The sequence below is a fragment of the Psychrobacter sp. ANT_H3 genome (assembly GCF_027919975.1).
GTDB lineage: Bacteria > Pseudomonadota > Gammaproteobacteria > Pseudomonadales > Moraxellaceae > Psychrobacter > Psychrobacter maritimus.
Genome location: NZ_JAQISM010000008.1, coordinates 97,715 through 120,219 on the forward strand (window position 1 = coordinate 97,715; position 22,505 = coordinate 120,219).

Genomic DNA, 22,505 nt, shown 5'->3' on the forward strand with positions numbered 1-22,505 from the left:
TAAGCTGAACAATGTGGTATCAGCCATGGCATTTATAAGTGCTGTTTTATTTAGAAACACTGTTTTATTTGACGTTATTCACAATCTTGACTTGTCAATTATGAATGACAGCGACCATAAACGGCGCAACCATAATCAGAGTAAAAATCAACATCAATAGGGATAATAGACATGACGACAACCAATGGAATGGTCGAATCTGCAAATAATACGGAATATGTGTATGTTGCAGCGGGGGATATCAATGGATTACTTCGTGGTAAGCGCATCCCCTTCAATCAGATGGAAAAAGCAGAAAATGGCGCGATACGATTGCCATTATCGATTTTAGGAGTCGATATCTGGGGTGCGGATGTTATCGAATCCTCTCAGTGCAATGGTGATATCGATGCCATCGCCCGTCCTACTGGCCGCGCCGCTTATCCGCTGCTCAATACCAGTGCGCCCTCATCGCTATTGCCCGTTTGGCTTTATACCGAAGACAACGAGCCTTATTACGGTGACGCACGCCACGTCTTAGATTACGTCAGCAAAAAATTCAAAGCATTGGGATTAACGCCGGTTATGGCAACAGAGCTTGAATTTTATTTGATTGATTACACCGAAGGCGAAACGCCAAAACCGCCTATTCGCCCAAAGAGTGGCTTAAGACTGAATAAAACTTCTATCTTAAGTATCAATGACTTATTGCAGTTTGATGAGTTTTTAGATGAAGTCTATGAGCAATGTAAGAAGCTCGATATTCCGGTTGATGCGGCTTTGGCTGAGAACGGTTGTGGTCAATTTGAAATCAACCTACTACACGTCGATGACCCCTTAAAAGCCGCTGATGATGCCATCTTATTTAAGCAAGTGGTTAAATCAGTCGCAGCACGCCGCAAACTGACGGCCACTTTTATGGCTAAACCTTTTGGTTTGCAATCAGGTAATGGTTTTCATGTACACTGCAGCCTGCTTGATAAAGATGGCAACAATGTCTTTGATGACGGCTCAGAAGAAGGGTCAGATATCTTGCGCCATGCGGTCGCTGGCTTATTAAAAACCATGTCAGACTGTACCTTGTTATTTGCGCCGCACGTCAACTCTTATCGCCGCTTTACCCCAGGTACACTGGCACCAAACAATGTGTCATGGGGCTATGAAAACCGCACCGCCGCCGTACGCATCCCTGGTGGCGACTCACAAGCACGCCGTATCGAGCACCGCGTATCGGGAGCCGATGCCAACCCTTATCTGGTCTGTAGTGCGGTATTGGCAGGCATGCTTTATGGCATCGAAAACAAGCTTGAAGCGCCAGAGCCGGTCAATAGCATCACTTACAACGAAGCCGAGCTTAAAACCTTGCCATTAGATTGGCTATCCGCCATCCGCAAATTTGAAAGCAGCGACATCATTGATTCATTGTTTCCAAGTGAGATGATTGAGCTATTGATTGCGGTCAAAAAACAAGAAGCAAAACGCTTTGCTCAGCAAGTGACCAACCTTGAATACCTCACCTATTTACAGGATGTTTGATATGTCAAATAGCAACTTAAATAGCAGCGCAGCAACGAGCCCAAACCTATCCTCGAATAACACGCGCAATATCCCGCATTATTCAGATAAAGGTCAATATCCTGATAGCTATTATGCGGCCAGCCGTAATCCTAAGCCGGATAGACCAACCCTAAAAAACGATATCCAAGTGGAAATCTGTGTGGTCGGCGGCGGTTATAGCGGCTTATCAACGGCGCTACACCTTATCGAAACTGATCATGAAGTGGTGGTACTAGAAGGCGCGCAAATTGGTTGGGGCGCATCAGGGCGTAATGGCGGTCAAATCGTCAACGGTCTTAACGCCAGCCTACAAAAAATTAAAAAGTCTTATGGTCAAGAAAACGCAAACTTCGTCGGTCAGCTTGTGACCCGTGGTGGCAAAATCATTCGGCGCTTTGTTGCTGATTATAATATTGACTGCGACCTTAAAGAGAAAAATATCTTTGCCGCGTTAAATAACGGTCAATTAAAAGACTTACAAGAGACGCATGCCCTATGGGAAAGCCATGGTATGCATGATCGAGAAATGCTCGATAAACATGGTATCCAAGAGCACATAAAAACAGACGCCTATGTGGGCGGTATTATTGACCATTCAGGTGGTCATATCCATCCGCTAAATCTAGCGCTTGGTGAAGCCGCTGCTATCGAAAAATCTGGCGGTACTATCTACGAAAACACCTTGGTGGTTGATATTGAGTATGCCGATGACTCTATCAAAATCATCACCGAGTTTGGCACCGTTACTTGTAAGCAAGCGGTTCTATGCGGTAATGCCTATCTCAATAAAGTCATACCCAAGCTGACGGACCGTGTCATGCCCGTCTCAACGCAGATTATCGCCACCGAACCATTGGGTGATTTGGCAGACCAATTACTACCAACCGATGTCTGTGTCGAGGATGTTCGCTATATTCTTGATTACTATCGCCTGTCGGCAGATAAGCGCATGTTATTTGGCGGTGGTACGGTCTACGGTGGTCAAGACCCCGCTGACATCACAGCCAAAATCAGACCAAATATGAATAAGATTTTCCCAGAGCTACGTGATGTCAAAATTGACTACGCGTGGAGTGGTAACTTTGCCTTGTCTTTTTCTCGAGTACCTCAAATGGGCAAACTACATGACCGCGTCTATTTTGCGCATGGTTATAGTGGTCATGGCGTGACAGGCTCGCATTTGTTTGGACAAATCTTGGCCGATGCCATCAATGGTAACACCAGAGAGTTTGATAATTTTGCCAAGATTCCTTGGATTCCGTTCCCAGGTGGCCGCGCCCTACGCGTGCCTTATTCTGTGATGGGCTCATGGTGGTATGCGCTAAAAGACACGACTGGCATGTAAATACGTCAAAGCCTCTAAATCATTAACGTTGATTGATACATCTTGCATGCAATGTTAATTATTTAGAGGCTGGCGTGACATAAATCTGTCATAGCAATGGATTGTTGTGATAGAGCTCGATAGAAAGCGAATGCACTGATGCGCTACTGCCTATCGAGCACCAACCATAAAACAGAGCTTGTTCCAAACAATGAGGTTTTACAGGGAGCGTAAGTATGAACATGAAACTCAGCGAGGCTGTCGAAGGGCAGTATCATAACAAGCGAGTATTTCTAACCTTAATAGTAGCAGCCGCCATTTACTTGGCTTTTGCTTGGCTATCGACCATCCGTGACCCCAATGAATCTTGGGGTGCTTTATCTCTATTACCCACATTATTAGTGCTGGTCACTGCTGTTGTTTCTAGACGACCGTTTGAGTCTATGATTGCAGGCTGTGTCGCGGGCCTCGTGATGCTCAATCCGTTTGATTTGGTGTCCCCTTTTGCCGACAATATGTCGATGGTACTCGGCAATGAAACCATTATCTGGATTGTACTTGTCTGCGGGCTGATGGGTGGTCTTATTCAGCTGCTTGAGATTAGTGGTTGTCTCGATGGCTTTAGTGAATGGCTACAAAAAATCATCAAATCACGCCGTCAATCATTATTAGCTACTTTTGCCTTAGGCGTCGTGGTTTTTATTGATGATTATTTAAACTGTCTAGCCGTATCAACTTCTGTCAAAAAGCTCACTGATGTCTATAACGTCTCGCGTGAGAAACTCGCTTATATTGTCGATTCAACCGCCGCACCTATGTGTATCATCGTTCCTATCTCTACTTGGGCGGTCTATTTTGCCGGTCTATTAGAAGAGAATGGTGTGGCTGGAGACGGTGAAGGTATCGGGCTTTATATCAGTGCTATTCCTTATATGGCTTATGCTTGGTTTGCACTTTTAATTGTATTTTTAGTAGCTTATGGCATTTTGGGTGATTGGGGTCCGATGAAAAAAGCCGAGGCTCGCGCCAAAGCAGGTAATCCTGTCCCTGAAGCCTTTGTAGAAGAGCAATTGGTTTCAAACGTTCAGGCCAAACGCAAGCTATCGTTTAAAGCCAACATCATGAACTTTGCCTTCCCAATGATTTTATTGATTGTTTCAACGGTTTATTTTGAAATTGATTTATTACGTGGCGCGCTATTGACTTGTTTTGTCACGGTTGTGGTGTATTGGATACAAGGTATTTTAAGCTTTGAGACTCAAGTTGAGGCCATTTTTAAAGGCTTTAAAGTGATGCTCTATCCCTTATCAACGGTAGTCGGCGGTTTTTTCCTAAAAGCCATCAATGACGAGCTGGGTATGACCTCATACGTGATTGAGGCTATCACGCCATATATGACGATTGTCATCTTCCCTGCTGTTATCTTTGCGGTCATGGCATTCCTAACTTTTGCCACCTCATCAAGCTGGGGACTATATGTCCTTGCCATGCCAATTGTATTCCCAATATCGTTAGCGCTTGGTGTGAGCACGCCACTGATGATTGGGGCTTTATTGTCGGCTTCTTCATTTGGTAGTCATGCCTGTTTCTTTAGTGACTCATCGTTACTGGCTGCCCAAGGCGCTGGCTGTTCACCGATGCAACATGCCTTTACTCAGTTCCCCTATGCCATGCTCGGCGCGGGTTTATCCGTCGTGACGTTCTTAGGCTTGGGTTATATGATGGCTTAATTTGTACCATTACAAGCATTCACAATGAGCGCTATCTATGGATAAATACTTTATCAATTATTACCCATAGATAGTCTTCTCAGAAGACCGCCTACCTCTCTCAATAACTAAAAGGAATTAGATAATGAGAACTGTCACCGTTGCGACAACCCAAATGGCGTGCGGTTGGGATAAACAGCAAAATATCGATACCGCCACTGAATTAGTAACCAAGGCTGCTAAAGCCGGTGCCAATATTGTCTTGCTACAAGAGCTGTTTGAAACCCCCTACTTCTGCCAAGTTCATGATTTTGATTACTTTAAACTGGCGACTTCAGTTACCGACAATGCTGCTATCAACTACTTTAGAGCATTGGCCACAGAGTTAGACATAGTATTGCCCATCAGCTTTTATGAAAAGTCTGGTAATACGTTTTTTAATAGTGTCACCGTGATTGATGCCGATGGTGAGATACTGGGCACGTATCGTAAAACCCACATTCCAGATGGTATTCCTTATGCGGAAAAGTTTTACTTTACCCCAGGTGATACTGGATTTAAGGTTTGGGATACCAAATACGCCAAAATCGGCGTCGGTATCTGCTGGGATCAGTGGTTTCCTGAGTGCGCGCGTAGCATGGCGCTGATGGGTGCAGAGCTACTGTTTTATCCGACAGCGATTGGCGATGAGCCAACATTGGGCATTGACTCAAAAGGTCACTGGCAGCGCTGTATGCAAGGTCATGCCGCCGCCAACCTTATGCCAGTTATCGCGGCGAATCGTATCGGTACAGAAACCATCAGTCAAAATGGCAATGACAGCACGCTAGAATTCTACGGTAGCTCGTTTATTACTGACGGTCGCGGCGAGATTATCCAAGAAGCATCGAAGGATAAAAAAGAAGTTCTTACTGCCACTTTTGATTTAGATGAACTGGCTATCGCGCGCCGCCAATGGGGCGTCTTCCGTGATCGCCGTCCATCGATGTATGGCATGTTACTGACTCATGGCTGAATGATAAACGACGCTTAAATAAAGCCTAAATGAAGCCTTTGTAGCACTTGAAATAATGTTTCTTTAGCATCAGGTCATGGATGTACGCATAAGACAAATCGTTTTGCTGGTAGCAAGCCTCATAACGTTACTCAGCAGCAACCAACATTATCCGCTTAAAAAGATAGACTTAAACAGACAAGCATAGAAAGATAAGTATAGATAGATAAGTATAGGAATACACACATAGAAATAAATGCATAGAAAAAAACATAAACGGATTTTGAATCTAACCCTAAGGAATAACGATGAGCGATTATCAAGTAAACAACCCAGCGACTGGCGAAGTAGAAGCCACCTACCCGACAGCAACTGAGCAAGATATTCAAAACGCAATTGAACAAGCGCACAGTGCTTATCAAGACTGGCGTCAGGTTTCACTCACTGAACGCAGTGCCTTGCTGCATAAAATTGCCGATATTTATCTTGAGCGCCAAGATGAGCTGGCTCGTATTGTGGCCAATGAGATGGGCAAACCTGTCGCCCAAGCAAAAGGCGAGATTGGCTTGGTTGCTGAGATTTATCGCTACTACGCAGACAACGCTGAGCAGCTACTAGCACCGCATAGCATCGATGTTGATAGTGGTTCTGCGTCTGTAGAAAAACTCCCCGTAGGTGCTCTATTAGGCATCATGCCGTGGAACTATCCACATTATCAAGTAGCACGTTTTGCCGCGCCAAACTTTATGGCGGGCAACACCATTATCCTAAAACACGCGCCGCAGTGTCCTAAGACTGCCGAAGCCATCGTTGATATCCTAAAAGAGGCAGGCTTACCTGAGGGCGTCTATAACAATGTCTTTGCCACCAATGAGCAAGCAGCGACCATCATCGAAGACAGCCGCGTACAAGGCGTCTCATTAACAGGCTCTGAGCGCGCAGGTCAGGCGGTTGCTAAAGTAGCAGGCGGCGCGCTGAAGAAAGTAGTGCTAGAGCTTGGTGGTTCAGACGCCTTTATCGTCGCAGCCGATGCCGATATCGAACAAGCCGTGAAAGGCGCAATCGAAGGTCGTTTTGGTAATACAGGGCAAGCTTGTAATGCGGCCAAACGCCTTATCGTCGTTGAATCGGTCTATGATAAATTCGTCGAAGGCTTTACCAATGCCGTGCGTAACATGACATTGGCTGATCCGCTTGATGAAGGCACTTTTATCGGTCCAATGTCTTCAAAAGCGGCGGCAGTTAATTTACAAGAGCAGCTAGACAGTGCCGTTCAAGCAGGGGCAACAGTATTGGTCGAAGGTGGCATGGTGAAAGACAAGCCGGGTGCTTGGTTTGCGCCTGCCGTACTGACAGACGTTGACGAATCTATGAGCGTCTACCGCGAAGAGCTATTCGGCCCTGTGGCAGTCGTCTACAAAGCTCGTGATATTGAGCATGCGATTAAGATAGCCAACGACGTGCCTTTCGGCCTTGGGGCTTCTATCCAAACGCAAGATGCTGCCCTAGCTGCTGATATTGCTGACAAGTTAGAAGTCGGTATGGTTACTATTAATGCCCCTTCTGGCAGTGAAGCAAACACCCCGTTTGGTGGTGTTAAACGCTCAGGATTTGGCCGCGAACTTGGTACGCTAGGTATCACTGAATTTTTAAATTATAAACTGATTCGTGATAAATCTTAATCGATTGATTGATTTTGAGAATAATAAAAAGCCTAACAGTGAATGTTAGGCTTTTTTTGCAGCGGAATTTTATTACTATAGTCAGTTCAAAATAAAAGCGCTACGTTATAGCTATATGCGACTGGTATAAATTTTCCTTGCTTGCTGTGCGCTTTGCACTCCAGAGGCTACGGAAAATTCATCCCAGTCACACTGTATCGACTTTAAAGTAACTCTACTATAAGGTTTTTTAAAGAGCTACTTTATTAAAGAAACCCTTTAATTAAAAAGCTATTTCTTTGGATTGTCCTTTAACCATAGCTGATTAACAATTTTTAATTCGCGTAGCTCTTCTGCCATAATCGCTTCACTGATACCAGGATATTTTATCCTTGCATAGCTATATAACACGATACCTAACACCGTCCAGCCAAAGAAAATCCACCATTCAACAGCGGTCAACGCAGATGGCATACCTGGCATATAGAGCATCAATAAACCAAAACTTAGCACAATCGTCAGCATACCGACCAGTTTACCTGCTGGTATTCTAAACGGACGAACCATATCAGGCTCACGGTAGCGCAGGACTAAGAATGAGATAGCGACACAGGTGTAAGCGATAACGATACCAAAACCACCGGCATCGACAATCCAAACCAACATTTTGCGACCAAATAATGGCGCAAGCGTCGCCAAACCGCCAATTAATAAAATGGCATTTGATGGCGTTTTATATTTTGGATGCAATTTACCTAAAAAGGCTGGCAACATATGTGCTCTGGACATCGCATACAGCAGACGACTACCACCGATTAAGAAGGCGTTCCAGCTCGATAAAATTCCAAGCACACCACCAATCACTAACAAAATACCCGCCCATTTGCCTTGCCACGCATTGGTCATGGCATCAGCCGTGGCGAGGGTTGAGTTCTCTGCTTGTACCAGTGGTAAAGTCGTACCCACACTCCACGCAATACCCACATACCACATCACCGCAACGATAATTGAGATAATCAAAAATTTACCGATATTAGGGCGCGTTAAATCAATCTCTTCTGCTGCCTGCGGGATAACGTCAAAGCCGACAAACATAAAGGGCACCATGACAATAACCGCCATTATACCGCCGATACCACCAATAAATGCTGGCGCTTGTACTGAATTCGAGCTTTCAGGATTAAACAGTACCGCACCGATAAACAATAACGTACCGACGAATAAAATGCCCAATACGGCCGTTTTTTGGAACCAAGCACTGACTTCCATACCGCGGATATTGAGCCACGTTACAATAACGGAGCCCAGCATACCGACCCCGACCCAAGTAGCATAGACATCCCAGCCAGCGATGGTCCAGAGATAACCTTGGTTATAATTGGGGATAAAATATTCTACGACTGTAGGGAGTGCGACCGCCTCAAACGCGACCACTGAGAAGTAACCAAATAGAATACTCCATGAGCAGATAAAGGAGACATTGACCCCTAATGCGCGATGGGTATAAGTGTGCTCACCGCCGGTGACTGGCATCGATGCAGCAAGCTCAGCATAAGTCACCCCAATCAGTATCACTGCCAGTCCGCCTATCAAGAATGCCAGCATCGCACCCCACGTACCAGCAGACAAAATCCAACCGCCCGCTAAAACGACCCAGCCCCAACCGACCATCGCCCCAAATGCCAACGCGATAACGTCTAGCGTCCCTAACGATTTTTTTAATTCAGACATAATCTACTCCTTGTCCGTGTTTAATCCATGTGAATCTTTTGCTCATTACACCTAGAGTGACATGTATTTTATATAACAGGATTTATGTAACAGGGCATCGCCCCTCATATTTATCTTTCCATTCTTCTCAATTGAGAAGCTTGATAATGTTTTTATATATCGATAGCAGAGACAACAACGGCGTCTTGACTTGCAAGGCGCCGTTGTAAAACTACCGCTCAAAGCAGGACTGTCATCATCCAAACCTTAAGCATCCATTATTGTTAAATCTTAACGCCTTTAAGCAGTCAAAATACCTTTGATAATATCAAGGCCTTCTTGTAGCACTTCATCTTCAACCGTTAGCGGCACCATCACGCGAATGGCGTTACCAAACATGCCACAAGAGGCTAATAACAGACCTTGCTCAAATGCTTTGGCTTTTAAATTGGCCGTTGCTTCAACATCAGGTTTGCCATCACTGTCGATTAACTCAAACGCTAACATCGCGCCTTTATGACGAATATGACCGATACTGCTTAAGTTTAAACCCTTTAAGAAAGCTTCGATTTTATCGCCAATCTCAACACTACGCTCAAGTAGATTCTCTTCTTCGATGACTTCCATGACTGCTAAAGCTGCCACACAAGCCAGTGGGCTACCAGAATAAGTACCACCCAAACCGCCTACTTGCGGCGCATCCATAATATCAGCGCGGCCGATAACGGCAGAGATAGGATAACCACCCGCCAAACTCTTGGCACTGGTCATTAGGTCCGGCTCAACGCCCAACTGCTCACTGGCGAACAAGGTACCGGTACGGGCAAAACCACACTGTACTTCATCAAAAATCAGCACGATACCATGCTCATCGCAAATCTCGCGCAAGGCTTTGGCAAACGATGGCGTCACTTGATGGAAACCACCCTCGCCTTGTACTGGCTCGATAATCATCGCCGCCACTTCACTTGGGTCGATATCCGCTTGGAAAATCATCTCAAGGCTATGCAATGCTTGTGCTTCAGTGACATTTAGCTCTTCAGCTGGGAATAGCGCATGAAAGACTGGGCCTGGCATCGGACCAAAGTTCTTTTTGTATGGCAATACTTTACCCGTTAGACTCATGCACATTAGCGTGCGACCATGCCAACCGCCAACGAAAGAGATGACACCCGGACGACCGGTTTTTGCACGAGCAATCTTGATACAGTTTTCAACGGCTTCTGCGCCAGTGGTCAAAAAGAACGCCTTTGTCTGACCGCTGATAGGGGCTTTTTGGCAAAGCTTTTCAGCAAGCTCAACATAGCATTCATAGTTAATCATTTGCGCGGCAGTATGGGTAAATTTATCTAGCTGCTCATGCACACGTTGAGTGATTTTTGGATGGCTGTGACCGGTATTCAATACTGAGATACCGCCGACGAAGTCGATATAACGATTGCCTTCAATATCCCAAACTTCCGAGTTTTTTGCTTTTTCGGCAAAGATAGGAAAGGCAACGCCAAGTCCTGTTGGCAAAACAGCTTTACGGCGCTCAAGTAATGATTGATTGGTAGTAGTCATAAGAATATCCTTTTCTTTCTTCTTTACGTAGATGCCAGTGATGTGATGGCGGTTTATAAAATAAGGTTTAGTAATATTGGGGATTCCTGCTGCTGAATCCCGTTAAATACTGGTTAAAAATCAAACGGTTAAAATACAAAATAGCTAACTATTAGCTCCAGCTATTAACTAACATCAGAGCACCAATATTTGGTCACGACATATTCTTCGATGCCGTATTTTGAGCCTTCGCGGCCAAAGCCTGATTGCTTAACGCCGCCAAATGGTGCGACTTCGGTAGAAATTAGACCGGTATTATGACCGATGATGCCGTACTCTAAACCTTCGGTGACGCGCCATGAGCGTGCATAACTGCCACTGTAGAAGTATGCAGCCAAACCATAAATAGTATCGTTAGCTTGACGAATGACGTCGGCTTCATCTTTAAAGGTAAAGATAGTGGCGATAGGACCAAAGATTTCTTCGTGGGCGATATCCATATCACTGCTGATATCGGTAATCACCGTTGGGTTATAAGTCAGCTCTGATGCGCCATTGGTGCTGCCGCCCGTGATAAGGGTTGCGCCTTTATCTAAAGCGTCTTTTAGCAGTGCTTGTACTTTTTCCAAGGCTTTTTTATTAATTAGCGGACCGATATCGACGCCTTCGTCCATGCCGTTACCGACATTAAGCTCAGCGACTTTTTTCACAAATACGTCTAGGAATTTGTCTTTGATACTGTCCTGCACGTAGACGCGGTTGGCGCAAACACAAGTTTGACCGGCGTTACGATATTTAGAGGCGATTAATCCTTCAGCGGCTTTTTCAAGATCAGCATCATCAAAGACGATAAATGGCGCATTGCCGCCGAGCTCTAATGACAGTTTTTTGATGGTTGGGGCGCATTGGGCCATCAAGGTACGACCGACTTCGGTAGAGCCGGTAAATGATAGTTTATGAATGCGCGCATCGCCAGTTAGGATATCGCCGATGACTGATGATTTGCCTGTGACGACTTGGATAACGCCTGCAGGAATGCCCGCTTGCTCAGCCAATGCAACCAGTGCCAAGGCAGAAAATGGCGTTTCGGTTGCAGGTTTGATAATCATGGTACAGCCTGCCGCTAGGGCAGGTGCAGCTTTACGGGTAATCATCGCTGCAGGAAAATTCCAAGGCGTGATAGCCGCGCAAACACCAACAGGCTGTTTTAGGATGACATGGCGCAGCTGTGCTTGATTGGCAGGGATAACATCGCCGTATACACGCTTGCCTTCTTCAGCAAACCAGCGGATGAAGCTATTGGCATAGCCAACTTCCCCGCGTGACTCGGTTAAAGGTTTGCCTTGCTCGGCGGTCATAATGATGGCCAAATCTTCTTTGTTGGCATCGATAAGGTCGGCCCACTTTTGTAGTAGCTCAGCGCGCTCTTTTGGGGTTTTGGCGGCCCACGTGATTTGTGCCTCATGAGAAGCCGCAACCGCATCATTGACATCGTCGGTCGTCAGGCTTGGCACGCTACCGATAATCTCGCCGTTAAAAGGATTGCTGACGTCAATAGTCGCGTCATCACTAGCACCATGCCAGCCATCTTTGATGAAGCACTGCTGTTTAAGTAGGTCTGGGTTTGATAGCTCTAGCGTATGTGGCAGTTGTGACATGTTGACACTCCTTGTCAATGTTATTTTGCAGATAGGGTTTGCAGATTTATAGCGATAAAAACCTAACAATAAGTAAAAGGTTATGACTTAAATAATTATTGATAACTTGTTATTTGTTCAATATACTGAACATCTATTCTATATATGAGACATCATTATAAGAATGATGGACGCATATTTGCAACCCCTATTATCAACTTTGTGATGATTTATCGCTTTATTTTGATGTTTTTTTAATTTTACCGACTTTTATAGGTTCCTTATGAGCACCACTGCCGTTCCTGCTTTGGACAAAACTTTTCAGATTTTAGATTTGATAACCGACAGCGCTCAACCCTTAACGGCAGCTCATATTGCCAAAGAGCTTAACCTGCCGCGTAGCTCGACCCACAATATTTTGCAGAGTCTTTTGGCCAAGCATGTTATCTATAAAGACAGCGATAGCCGCTTTCATTTGGGCTCGTATTTGATGTATTGGGCGGGCAAGTATGAGCAGCAGCAAGGCGTCATTCAGCTATTTAAAGACCTTATTGTCCAGTATCCAACCCTTCTTCAACATACGGTGACTTTGTCCAAGCTCGATTTTGGTGAAGTGGTGTTTTTGGCCTGTCATGAAGCGCCGGCTCCGCTTGGCTTTACTTTCCGCGCTGGTGTGCGTGTACCGGCAGTATTTTCTGCTACCGGTAAAGCCATGCTTTCCACCTTTTCTATGGACAGCATAAAATCCATCTATGCCAGCGGTTTCCCTACGCCCATTACCCAACACGGTGTCGATAACTTTACCGACTTGTCCACTGAGCTGGCGGCTATCCAAAACAGTCGCATCTCCCTCGACGATGGGCAACTGCGCGAGGGCATGTATTGCCTTGGCACTTATATTCGCAATGCGTCAGGCAACGCGGTTGCCGGTATGGCGGTCAGCTTTTTGCAAGCAGAGTATGAGTCCAAGCGAGCTGAGGTCAGTGCCGTACTGATTGAATTGGCAGAACAAATTGAGCAGCGTTTGGGTTTTATTGCTCATCAATAAACCTAAACGCTTTTCGTTAGTTCCTTGTTTATTTCCAATCATTTCAGTTATTCTGAGGATAATTGCTAATCTTCTGAAATCAGCCCTGATAAAAATGCTTGCAAATTGTCATTAAGCTTTTGCAGGTAATAACCGCCCTCGACCAAGACAATTAACGGTTTGTTTAACGCTTTCAGCTTTTGCGCCAATACGGTAAACCCTTCGGTGGTGACCGCACATCTGGCTTCTGGATCGTCTTTATACACATCAAAACCCAACACATGGACGATGACATCAGGGTCAAATAGCGTCATCGCCTCGATAGATTTATCAACATAGTTAAAAAACCCAGCTTCATCGGTGCCATGTGGCATCGGAAAGTTAACGTTATAATCTTCACCCGCGCCGGTGCCCCTTTCAAACTCATGACCAGTGACGGCTGGATAAAAGTTAACCGGATCACCATGAACCGAGGTATAGAGCACATCGCTGCGCTCGTAAAATATCTCTTGGATACCCTGACCGTGGTGCATGTCGGTGTCTATAATGGCGATTTTTGCGTATTTCTGCCGCAGATGTTCGGCGATGATAGCGGCGTTATTAAGGTAACAAAATCCTCCCGCTGCGCTCTTGCGCGCATGGTGACCAGGCGGCCGTGAAAAGCAAAGCTGGATATTATGTTGCCCATACTCAGCACTTGATGCATCTTCATTTAATAATGCCTCAGCAGCATTTAGCGCCGTTTGTGCCGACCAATAAATAGATGTCCAAGAATGCTCACTGATGGGCGCACTATCATCGGCCTGATATTTAGCAGCCTTTGCCATGATGCCGATACCAGGATTGTCATACGGTACAAAAATCCCCGTCTGCACTTGTGCGCCCAAGTCTTCCTCAACAGCCATCCATTCAGCATAGCCATGCTTGAGAAACTCCACGTAACCAAAATCATGAACTGCTAATATTGGCCCCATTCCGATATCGGTGGCAGTGGTTACCTCTAAACCTAGTGCCGCTGGTGCCTTTAGCAACTCGACCATGCGCTCTGGTATCTCTAACGGCTTATGCATCTTGCCATAAGAAAAATACGGTAATGGTCTATGCAAACTGAGGTTTTCATGGCTATATATTTTCATGCTTAACATTCCTTTGTTTAACATTTTTTTCCAATGGTGCTTGTTTCTGATGATGCTTAACTAAACAATCCCATCGGCTTTCAGCTTGGCTATCATGTCGCTGTCATAGCCCAAATCAGCAAGCGTAGTATCGGTATGCTCGCTCAATTGCGGTGGCGGGGTACGATAAGTGACCGGTGAGGCGGACAATTTAATCGGATTCCCAAGGGCACGAACAGGGCTGCCTTGTTCGGCAAAATCAATTACCATCTCACGTGCCAGCGCTTGCGGCATGGCCAATGCCTCGGCAATATTATGAATCGCGCCACAAGGAATACCTGCTTGATCCAACACCTCTAACCAATAAGTACGAGGTTGCTCGGCAAATTGCTTAGCTAATTCATCACAAAGTAGCTCACGATTGGCAACGCGTTGTGGATTGGTCGCAAAACGGCTGTCACTATGCCAATCAACGCCCAACACAGTGCAAAGCTTGGCAAACTGACTGTCATTCCCACAGGCTAAGATAAAGTGCGCGTCACCCTGCCCAGCAAACACTTGATAAGGCACGATATTGGGATGCTGATTGCCGAGTCTTGGCGGGACTTTGTCGGATGCCAAATAATTCATACCAACGTTGGCGAGCATCGCAAGCGCACTATCAAGCAATGCCACATCGACATGCTGCCCAAGTCCCGTATTTTGACGCGCTAATAAGGCCGCTTGAATGCCAATGGTCAGCTGCAAACCGGCGAATAAATCGACGACTGCCACACCAACCTTATGCGGTTCGCCATCGCTTGGACCGGTAATACTCATCAGCCCTGACAAGCCTTGAATAATATAGTCATAACCGGGGCGCTTGGCGTCTGGACCTGTTTGACCAAAGCCCGTTAATGACGCATAAATAAGGCGCGGATTGTCTTGTTTTAGACTGTCATAATCTAAGCCGTATTTCTTTAAACCGCCAACTTTAAAGTTTTCAACGACGATATCGCTATCGGCGACAAGCTGCTTGATAATGGTTTGTCCGGCAGGTGTGGTGATATCAACGGTGAGGGATTTTTTATTGCGGTTAATAGTGGCGTAATAAGCGGAGGTATCATCACTGAATTTTGGCGGCGCCCAATGACGCGTCTCATCGCCAATATGCGGACGCTCAACCTTGATGACTTCAGCGCCCAAATCTGCAAGTACTTGGGTACAAGAAGGACCGGCCAATACTCTCGACAAGTCGAGCACCTTGATACCGTGTAATGCACCTTTTGCCATATCAGTCATAATCTTCCCTTATTATGTAACTTATTCTTTGATAAAAATTTGATAAAAAATTGCCATGTATCATTTAGCTTTTACTGTCTTTTCTTTAATGCCTTAATACCTTTTAAGAATAGGCACTGCTAAATAAATGATGCATAACAACGATGGATGAAAACAATGTATAAGAACAATGTATAAGAACAATGTATAAGAACTATGCATAAGAACTATGCATAAGAACAGTGCTTAAGAACAGTGCTTAAGAACAGTGCTTAAGAACAGTGCTTAAAAAATGCCTAAAAACTCAGAAACGCACGTTCCTGTTTATAACAGCTTATAAAAAGCCAAACAGTAACGTACGTTAATGGTCTAAAACTGGCTAGCATTGATTAGCTAGCATTTATTAATAAAACGCTTGAATACCAGTCTGCGCACGACCTAGGATAAGCGCATGAATATCATGCGTACCTTCATAGGTATTAACCGCTTCTAAGTTCATCACATGACGAATAATGTGGAACTCATCAGAGATACCGTTGCCGCCATGCATATCACGGGCAATACGCGCGATATCGAGCGCCTTACCACAGTTATTACGCTTAATCAGTGAAATCATCTCAGGCGCCGCATTGTCTTCATCCATCAGACGACCAACACGCAATGCCGCTTGTAGACCCAAGGTAATTTCTGTCTGCATATTGGCAAGTTTCAACTGTACAAGCTGCGTTGCGGCTAGCGGACGACCAAACTGCTTACGGTCTAGCGTGTACTGGCGTGCTGCTTTCCAGCAGAATTCAGCTGCCCCCATTGCACCCCAAGCGATACCGTAACGGGCTTTATTTAAGCAGCCAAACGGCCCTTTTAGACCACGGATATCTGGGAAAGCATTGGCTTCAGGGACAAATACCTTGTCCATAACGATTTCACCGGTAACTGAAGCACGTAGTGAAAACTTACCTTCAATCTTCGGCGCTGATAACCCTTTCATACCTTTATCTAAAACAAAGCCGCGAATCTCACCGGCGTCATCTTTTGCCCAAACGACAAACACATCAGCGATAGGACTGTTGGTAATCCACATTTTATTACCCGTCAGCTCATAACCGCCATCAACCGCGCGTGCACGGGTCGACATCGAGGCAGGATCTGAGCCTGAATCCGGCTCAGTCAGACCAAAGCAGCCAACATATTCGCCAGTAGCAAGCTTAGGCAGATATCTCTCTCTTTGCTCTTCGGTGCCGTATGCCCAGATAGGATGCATGACCAAGCTTGATTGCACGCTCATCGCTGAACGATAACCTGAGTCAACGGCTTCGATTTCTTTGGCAATCAGACCGTAAGCAACACTAGATAAACCGGCACAGCCATAACCTTCAATCGTCACGCCAAGCAAGCCCATCTCACCCATTTGACGCATGATATTACGGTCAAAGTTCTCGTTACGATTGGCCTCTAAAATGCCAGGCATCAACTCTTTTTGAAAAAACTGACGGGCGCTGTCCGTGACCATGCGCTCTTCATCAGTCAACTGGTTGCGTAATAAAAACGGATCTTCCCAATCGAAACTTGGACGCGTAGATGTTGCCATGTGGATCTCCTTGATGTCAGTCTTCCTGACCGACGAGTAGTGATTAATAAGTAAATTGACTGCACAGGTTGTTGACTTGCTTATTCCGCTGTGCGAAACTTAGTTTCATAATTTAAATCTATTTAAGCAAAGTTTTACCGCGCTGTAAACCTTTATCAAAAAAAATGAGCATAAAATGACAAAAAATGTATCGGCAGCTCTGCCACTACTCGATCGAATGACCACCATTCTTGAGCAAAGTAAGGACGATAATGACCGGCAGTTTGTCACCGCACTGGGGCGTGGACTGACTTTATTGGCAGCCTTTGAACAGCATGAGCAGCTCAGTCATCAGCAATTATGCCAGATGACCGCATTGCCAAAAGCGACCATCACCCGTCTTATTCATACTTTGATGACGCTTGGATTTTTACGCATGACCGAGCATGGACAATATCAATTAGGCAGTAGTGCGGTGAGACTCAGCGCAACGGCGTGGAGTCGTCACGACATGGTAGCGGCAGCTGAGCCGTTGCTACGACAGTTTGCCAGTAGCAATGAAGTATCGGTGAATTTAGCAACCGAGGTCGAAGGAGAAATGCGCTATCACGCTTGTTGTCGTAGCCCTGCTCGCCTGTCAGTCAATTTGCAAGTTGGCTCGGCAGTGCCCGTCGCCCGTACTGCTATTGGGCGCGCTTTTTATGCGGCCAGCTCGCCAGCAAGACAGAGTGTGATTCTTAGTAATTTACAACAGCACTTATCTACAGAAGATTATAAACACGCGCAGTTGGCTTTATCTGATGCAGAAGAGCATTATAGATTGCATGGTTATACGGTATCAGACGGTGAGTTTTCTACCGATATATTGGCCGTGGCCGTTGGTGTATTTGATGTTGCCACTGGACAGTATGCGTATTCGCTCAATGCCAGTGTGCCGAGTGCCAACTGGCAGGCAGATGAATATGCGGCGACGATTGTACCTAAGTTGCAGGTGCTAGCAGAAAAAATTGGGCGCGGTATTTAAGCGCTTATTTGGCTAATAAGTCGTTTCTGCCATGCTAAAACCCTTAAAAACGGCGTTATCATGTCCTTATTAGCAAGCCGTTACTCAATTAATATGGAGCCGTGATATTATAGGCGTATGATGTACGCCATCAATTTGAGCCCCTGCCTTTATTGTCAGTGTTTAAGTTGGTGGCGCTTTAATTTGTTTTAATGAGTATTATCCAATCCTTTTATACTGAATAATGAATAGCGGCAAAGTTACGAAATAACTTTCTGCCGCATTTTTAATTCCAATGTTTTACTGTTGAGTATCGTTATGCCCCAATCTCGTACCAATTTGAATCCAGAATCAAAAACCAGTTCTCCTTATTTAGTCGGCGTATTTTTGCGCTATAGTACCTTTGCTGCCGCGGTCTTGCTGTTTTTAGCCGGACTGTTACTGACGAATTGGTGGCTAATCATTCTTGGCGGCTTCGGTGTGTGCTTGGGGATTTACGATATCACACAGTTAAAGCACGCTATTTTAAGAAACTATCCGGTTGCAGGCCACATCCGCTACGTGCTCGAAGACTTCCGCCCTGAAATTCGCCAATATTTATTGGAAAACGATAAAGAACAAGTGCCGTTTTCACGCCAGCAGCGCGCATTGGTTTATCAACGCGCCAAAAACGTCAGTGACACCAACGCTTTTGGTACGCTAGACAATTTATACGCCCATGATAAAGAGTGGTTTTTACAATCCGCCGTCAGCCAACCGTTAGAAAACAAAGATTTTCGCATCGTGGTCGGTGGCGATCGTTGTAAGCAGCCGCATGATATGTCGGTATTTAATATCTCGGCGATGAGCTTTGGTAGTTTATCTGCCAATGCCATTATGGCGCTCAACCAAGGCGCGAAGATGGGCGGCTTTACCCATGACACCGGCGAAGGTGCGATTAGCCCTTATCACCGTAAATTTGGTGGTGATTTGATTTGGGAGCTGGGCACCGGTTATTTTGGTTGCCGTGATGCTCAGGGTAATTTTGATCCGCAGTCGTTTGCCGAAAAAGCTGTTGACCCGCAAGTAAAAATGATTGAGATTAAACTCTCACAAGGTGCCAAACCCGGTCAAGGCGGTGTGTTACCCGCCGAAAAAATCACCCAAGAAATCGCTGATACCCGTGAAGTACCAACCGGTCAAGATTGCGTTTCGCCCTCTTCGCATAGCGCTTTTAGCACGCCGCGCGAGTTGGTTGGTTTTTGGCAGCAGCTGCGTGATTTATCAGGCGGCAAACCTGTCGGCTTTAAGCTATGCGTAGGCCAGCCGTGGCAGTTTATGGCGATTGTTAAAGCCATGATTGAGACGAACAACTATCCTGATTTTATCGTGATCGATGGCGCTGAAGGCGGCACAGGTGCAGCGCCCGTTGAATTTATGGACAACGTCGGTATGCCGATGGTTGAAGGGTTTTTATTGGTACACAATACCTTGGTTGGCGCCGGTATCCGTGACAAAATCAAGCTTGGTGTCAGTGGCAAAATCGTCTCAGGCTTTGATATTGCGCGCATGATTGCGCTTGGCGCTGATTGGTGTAACTCAGCGCGCGGCTTTATGTTTGCCGTTGGTTGTATTCAATCACGCTCGTGCCATACCAACACTTGCCCGACGGGGGTTGCGACCCAAGACCCATATCGCCAAAAAGCCCTCGATGTGCCAAGTAAAGCGGAGCGCGTGGCGAGTTTCCATAAAAACACCCTGAAATCACTGGCTAGCATCGTTGGCGCGGTTGGCCTCCAGCATCCAAGCCAATTACAGCCTTATCATATTGCGCGCCGTTTAGATAATGGACAAATTAAGCTATTATCGAAGTTCTTTTACTTTGCTGACCAAGGCGCATTACTTGCGCAAAACGCTCGCGCCGACGTCTTTAACCAAATGTGGGTCATGGCAAATCCTGATAGCTTCCTTGCCAATAACGATGCGCTGATTGCTTATAATAAAGACTCACGCGATAGAGGCAAAGAAACCAGCGCGCCGACCACGAAACACCCAGATGATTCAGTAGACATCATCGATGGTGGCATGTTAATTGGCAACGTCAATAATACTTTTCGCGACTTACCCCATACAGATGACTAAGTGGATAAGCACATAAGCGACAAAATATGGTAGAAGCATTACAATAGATAACTTCTGTCCACCTGCCACAAGGCAAGTCATTGATGCCAAGCGCCATTTTTACTTTATCCCACACTCTTTTGACGGCAGCGCTGATTGCATTAAGCATCAGCGCCTGTCAGCCGACAGACCAAAACGATAGCAGCACTGATAATGGCAACAAGCACTGGTCATGCCAGTCGCAAAACGCGCCCTTTACTTATAGCGCTTGTCGTATCGACGCGCAAACGTTATCAGACCCTCGCTATTCTTTACAGCTGTTTTGGCAGCAAGCAAATAGCAGTGCTAATAACACCCAGCCGCTGCTGACTTTTGATACTTTGTTAGCGACATTACCGTCTGAGCAAACGCTGAATTTTGCCATGAACGCCGGTATGTATAATGAAAATTATGCGCCGATTGGCTATACGGTTATCGAAGGTAAAGAGCTGCGCGCGTTAAATATTAAAGAAGGCGGCGGCAATTTTCATTTATTGCCCAATGGCGTTATGTGGTGGGATAAGTCTGGCAAGGTGCAAATTACTGAAAGCAATGCTTTAGATAAGCAGCTCAAAAGTGGTACAGCACAGCCTTGGTATGCGACGCAATCAGGTCCTATGCTGGTCATCAATAATAAGATTCACCCGCAGTTCAATCCTGACAGTACCTCGATTAAACTGCGTAATGGTGCCGGTGTTTGCAGCGATGGCAGCCTACAATTTGTCAATAGCGAAGAGCCTGTGAGCTTTTATCAATTTGCCACCCTGTTTAAGGATGATTTAAACTGTCCAAATGCATTATTTTTAGATGGCGGTATTGCTTCGGCATTGTATGCACCGACTATCGATAAGCATGATAAAAAAGAGATGGGCGTGATGATTGGGCTGATAGAAACAAAAAACTAGAAAAGAAAAGGTAAAAACTAGAAAACAGAAAGAAAAAATAGCCGCTATATTTTATAACGGCTATTTTTATGCGTGTTTCAATAAGAAATAAAGTAAAGGATTCTTATCGTTATCTATAGTTAGACGTTAGCGCGCCAAATAAGTGGTCATCTCTTCCACACCATGCAAAGTCATCGGATACATTTTATTGTCGAACAGTTTTTTAATCTCGACGATGGTTTGCGTATATTGCCAGTACGCGGGGTTTTCAGGATTCAGCCAAGCGACTTTATCAAAATGCGCCAGCACCCGCTTAAGCCAAACGATACCCGCCTCATTATTCATATACTCAACACTACCGCCAACTGTCATCAGCTCATAAGGCGACATCGATGCATCACCGACGAATATCACGCGATATTCTCGGCCGTATTTATTGAGCAGCTCAAAGGTAGGCATCGGCGCACTATGGCGACGATTATTATCCTTCCAAACATAGTCATACAAGCAGTTATGAAAGTAAAAAAACTCTAAGGTTTTAAATTCATTCTTCGCCGCTGAAAACAGTTTTTCTAATGCTTCCACATGGATATCCATACTACCACCGACATCAAATAGCATTAGTACCTTGACGCGGTTACGGCGCTCAGCTTGCATATGAATATCGAGCATGCCTTTTTTGGCGGTGCGCTTGATGGTCTCATGAATATCTAGCTCATCCGCGCTTCCTGTACGCGCAAACTGGCGCAAATTACGCAGTGCCATTTGAATTTGGCGCGTACCAAGCTGATTATCATCATCGAGATTGCGATATTTTCGCTGCTCCCAAACTTTGGCAGCGCTACGTTTACGCGATTCACCGCCGACGCGCACCCCTTCTGGATGGTCGCCGTAGGCACCAAATGGCGATGTCCCACCTGTACCGACCCATTTACTACCGCCTTGATGACGCTCTTTTTGCTCTTTCAGACGCTCTTCAAGCGCTTTCATCAACTCCTCTAGCGAGCCGTATTTTTTTAGCAAGCGCCGCTGCTCTTCGGTCAGATTTTTTGGGTCGAGCTTTAAATCGAGCCATTCTTTTGGGACGTCCGTCAACTTGGCCAACAGCTCGTCCATATCAAGGCTATCGACCCCTTCAAAATAGTCTGCCATGGCGCGGTCAAACTTATCAAAGTGACGCTCATCTTTGACCATACAGAGGCGAATCAGCCGATACATATCCTCGCGACTGGCAAAGGTAGACAGCTCTGGATCCTCAGGATGCGGCTGCATCATCAACCCTTGATCTAACGCAGCGTTTAGGTCAAGCAGCTCACGGGTACTGACGGGCACGCCGTAAGTACGTAGGGTATAGAACAATTTGATAAACATAAGACACGTATCACTTATTGGCTGAC

Annotated in this window: 16 protein-coding genes; 9 read left to right on the forward strand and 7 right to left on the reverse strand. The window is 45.7% G+C overall.

Going from position 1 to position 22,505, the window contains the following annotated elements; translation table 11 throughout:
* Nucleotides 1–171 precede the first annotated feature (171 nt).
* The 5 genes from PG901_RS06415 to PG901_RS06435 all read left to right on the forward strand — a co-directional run bounded on the left by PG901_RS06415 (nt 172) and on the right by PG901_RS06435 (nt 7,245).
* Nucleotides 172–1,515, forward strand: a complete 1,344-nt coding sequence (locus tag PG901_RS06415) for a glutamine synthetase family protein (protein ID WP_201565106.1) — start codon at nt 172–174, stop codon at nt 1,513–1,515.
* A gap of 1 nt (nt 1,516) precedes the next feature.
* A complete protein-coding gene (locus PG901_RS06420; protein ID WP_227673588.1) occupies nt 1,517–2,881 on the forward strand; it encodes an NAD(P)/FAD-dependent oxidoreductase in 1,365 nt (454 codons plus the stop codon).
* A 215-nt stretch (nt 2,882–3,096) separates the two neighbouring features.
* Nucleotides 3,097–4,590: a Na+/H+ antiporter NhaC family protein gene (locus tag PG901_RS06425; protein ID WP_201625388.1), complete on the forward strand. Its 1,494-nt coding sequence runs from the start codon at nt 3,097–3,099 to the stop codon at nt 4,588–4,590.
* Between the two features lie 124 nt (nt 4,591–4,714).
* Nucleotides 4,715–5,584, forward strand: coding sequence for an N-carbamoylputrescine amidase (aguB, locus tag PG901_RS06430; RefSeq protein ID WP_271133934.1), 870 nt, complete (start codon nt 4,715–4,717; stop codon nt 5,582–5,584).
* A gap of 287 nt (nt 5,585–5,871) precedes the next feature.
* Nucleotides 5,872–7,245 carry an NAD-dependent succinate-semialdehyde dehydrogenase gene (locus PG901_RS06435; RefSeq protein WP_271133935.1) on the forward strand — a complete coding sequence of 458 codons (1,374 nt, stop codon included), beginning with the start codon at nt 5,872–5,874 and terminating at the stop codon, nt 7,243–7,245.
* A gap of 270 nt (nt 7,246–7,515) precedes the next feature.
* Here the strand turns inward: PG901_RS06435 and PG901_RS06440 are convergent, their stop codons facing one another.
* From PG901_RS06440 to PG901_RS06450, 3 genes are all read right to left on the reverse strand, one after another.
* Entirely contained in the window at nt 7,516–8,955 is a 1,440-nt protein-coding gene (locus tag PG901_RS06440; RefSeq protein WP_201625390.1) for an APC family permease, read from the reverse strand.
* 279 nt (nt 8,956–9,234) lie between these two features.
* Nucleotides 9,235–10,497, reverse strand: a complete 1,263-nt coding sequence (gabT, locus tag PG901_RS06445) for a 4-aminobutyrate--2-oxoglutarate transaminase (RefSeq protein ID WP_271133936.1) — start codon at nt 10,495–10,497, stop codon at nt 9,235–9,237.
* A 164-nt stretch (nt 10,498–10,661) separates the two neighbouring features.
* Nucleotides 10,662–12,134: an NAD-dependent succinate-semialdehyde dehydrogenase gene (locus tag PG901_RS06450; RefSeq protein WP_271133937.1), complete on the reverse strand. Its 1,473-nt coding sequence runs from the start codon at nt 12,132–12,134 to the stop codon at nt 10,662–10,664.
* A gap of 262 nt (nt 12,135–12,396) precedes the next feature.
* Between PG901_RS06450 and PG901_RS06455 the strand changes: the two genes are divergently transcribed.
* Nucleotides 12,397–13,161, forward strand: coding sequence for an IclR family transcriptional regulator (locus PG901_RS06455; RefSeq protein WP_271133938.1), 765 nt, complete (start codon nt 12,397–12,399; stop codon nt 13,159–13,161).
* A gap of 65 nt (nt 13,162–13,226) precedes the next feature.
* Here PG901_RS06455 and PG901_RS06460 read toward each other — a convergent pair whose 3' ends face one another.
* From PG901_RS06460 to PG901_RS06470, 3 genes are all read right to left on the reverse strand, one after another.
* A complete protein-coding gene (locus PG901_RS06460) occupies nt 13,227–14,276 on the reverse strand; it encodes a histone deacetylase family protein (RefSeq protein WP_271133939.1) in 1,050 nt (349 codons plus the stop codon).
* A 60-nt stretch (nt 14,277–14,336) separates the two neighbouring features.
* Nucleotides 14,337–15,536, reverse strand: coding sequence for a CaiB/BaiF CoA transferase family protein (locus PG901_RS06465; protein ID WP_271133940.1), 1,200 nt, complete (start codon nt 15,534–15,536; stop codon nt 14,337–14,339).
* 382 nt (nt 15,537–15,918) lie between these two features.
* Nucleotides 15,919–17,103 carry an acyl-CoA dehydrogenase gene (locus PG901_RS06470; RefSeq protein ID WP_271133941.1) on the reverse strand — a complete coding sequence of 395 codons (1,185 nt, stop codon included), beginning with the start codon at nt 17,101–17,103 and terminating at the stop codon, nt 15,919–15,921.
* Between the two features lie 175 nt (nt 17,104–17,278).
* On the opposite strand from PG901_RS06470, the gene PG901_RS06475 reads away from it, so the two are divergent.
* From PG901_RS06475 to PG901_RS06485, 3 genes are all read left to right on the forward strand, one after another.
* Nucleotides 17,279–18,106: an IclR family transcriptional regulator gene (locus PG901_RS06475; RefSeq protein WP_271133942.1), complete on the forward strand. Its 828-nt coding sequence runs from the start codon at nt 17,279–17,281 to the stop codon at nt 18,104–18,106.
* 297 nt (nt 18,107–18,403) lie between these two features.
* The gene (locus tag PG901_RS06480) at nt 18,404–20,206 is read left to right on the forward strand and encodes an FMN-binding glutamate synthase family protein (protein WP_201565116.1); all 1,803 of its coding nucleotides are present in this window, start codon (nt 18,404–18,406) and stop codon (nt 20,204–20,206) included.
* 83 nt (nt 20,207–20,289) lie between these two features.
* Nucleotides 20,290–21,129, forward strand: a complete 840-nt coding sequence (locus PG901_RS06485; protein WP_271133943.1) for a phosphodiester glycosidase family protein — start codon at nt 20,290–20,292, stop codon at nt 21,127–21,129.
* Between the two features lie 126 nt (nt 21,130–21,255).
* On the opposite strand, the gene PG901_RS06490 is transcribed toward PG901_RS06485, so the two are convergent.
* Complete coding sequence (locus PG901_RS06490) at nt 21,256–22,479, reverse strand: vWA domain-containing protein (RefSeq protein WP_271133944.1); 1,224 nt, start codon at nt 22,477–22,479, stop codon at nt 21,256–21,258.
* Nucleotides 22,480–22,505 lie beyond the last annotated feature (26 nt).

Bases quoted from the DNA above. Each gene is read 5' to 3' on its own strand.
- PG901_RS06475 (WP_271133942.1), top strand. From the start codon at position 17,279: ATGACAAAAAATGTATCGGCAGCTCTGCCACTACTCGATCGAATGACC.
- PG901_RS06440 (WP_201625390.1), bottom strand. From the start codon at position 8,955: ATGTCTGAATTAAAAAAATCGTTAGGGACGCTAGACGTTATCGCGTTG.
- PG901_RS06465 (WP_271133940.1), bottom strand. From the start codon at position 15,536: ATGACTGATATGGCAAAAGGTGCATTACACGGTATCAAGGTGCTCGAC.
- PG901_RS06485 (WP_271133943.1), top strand. From the start codon at position 20,290: ATGCCAAGCGCCATTTTTACTTTATCCCACACTCTTTTGACGGCAGCG.
- gabT (WP_271133936.1), bottom strand. From the start codon at position 10,497: ATGACTACTACCAATCAATCATTACTTGAGCGCCGTAAAGCTGTTTTG.
- PG901_RS06435 (WP_271133935.1), top strand. From the start codon at position 5,872: ATGAGCGATTATCAAGTAAACAACCCAGCGACTGGCGAAGTAGAAGCC.
- PG901_RS06425 (WP_201625388.1), top strand. From the start codon at position 3,097: ATGAACATGAAACTCAGCGAGGCTGTCGAAGGGCAGTATCATAACAAG.
- PG901_RS06415 (WP_201565106.1), top strand. From the start codon at position 172: ATGACGACAACCAATGGAATGGTCGAATCTGCAAATAATACGGAATAT.
- PG901_RS06480 (WP_201565116.1), top strand. From the start codon at position 18,404: ATGCCCCAATCTCGTACCAATTTGAATCCAGAATCAAAAACCAGTTCT.
- PG901_RS06450 (WP_271133937.1), bottom strand. From the start codon at position 12,134: ATGTCACAACTGCCACATACGCTAGAGCTATCAAACCCAGACCTACTT.
- PG901_RS06470 (WP_271133941.1), bottom strand. From the start codon at position 17,103: ATGGCAACATCTACGCGTCCAAGTTTCGATTGGGAAGATCCGTTTTTA.
- PG901_RS06420 (WP_227673588.1), top strand. From the start codon at position 1,517: ATGTCAAATAGCAACTTAAATAGCAGCGCAGCAACGAGCCCAAACCTA.
- PG901_RS06455 (WP_271133938.1), top strand. From the start codon at position 12,397: ATGAGCACCACTGCCGTTCCTGCTTTGGACAAAACTTTTCAGATTTTA.
- PG901_RS06490 (WP_271133944.1), bottom strand. From the start codon at position 22,479: ATGTTTATCAAATTGTTCTATACCCTACGTACTTACGGCGTGCCCGTC.
- PG901_RS06460 (WP_271133939.1), bottom strand. From the start codon at position 14,276: ATGAAAATATATAGCCATGAAAACCTCAGTTTGCATAGACCATTACCG.
- aguB (WP_271133934.1), top strand. From the start codon at position 4,715: ATGAGAACTGTCACCGTTGCGACAACCCAAATGGCGTGCGGTTGGGAT.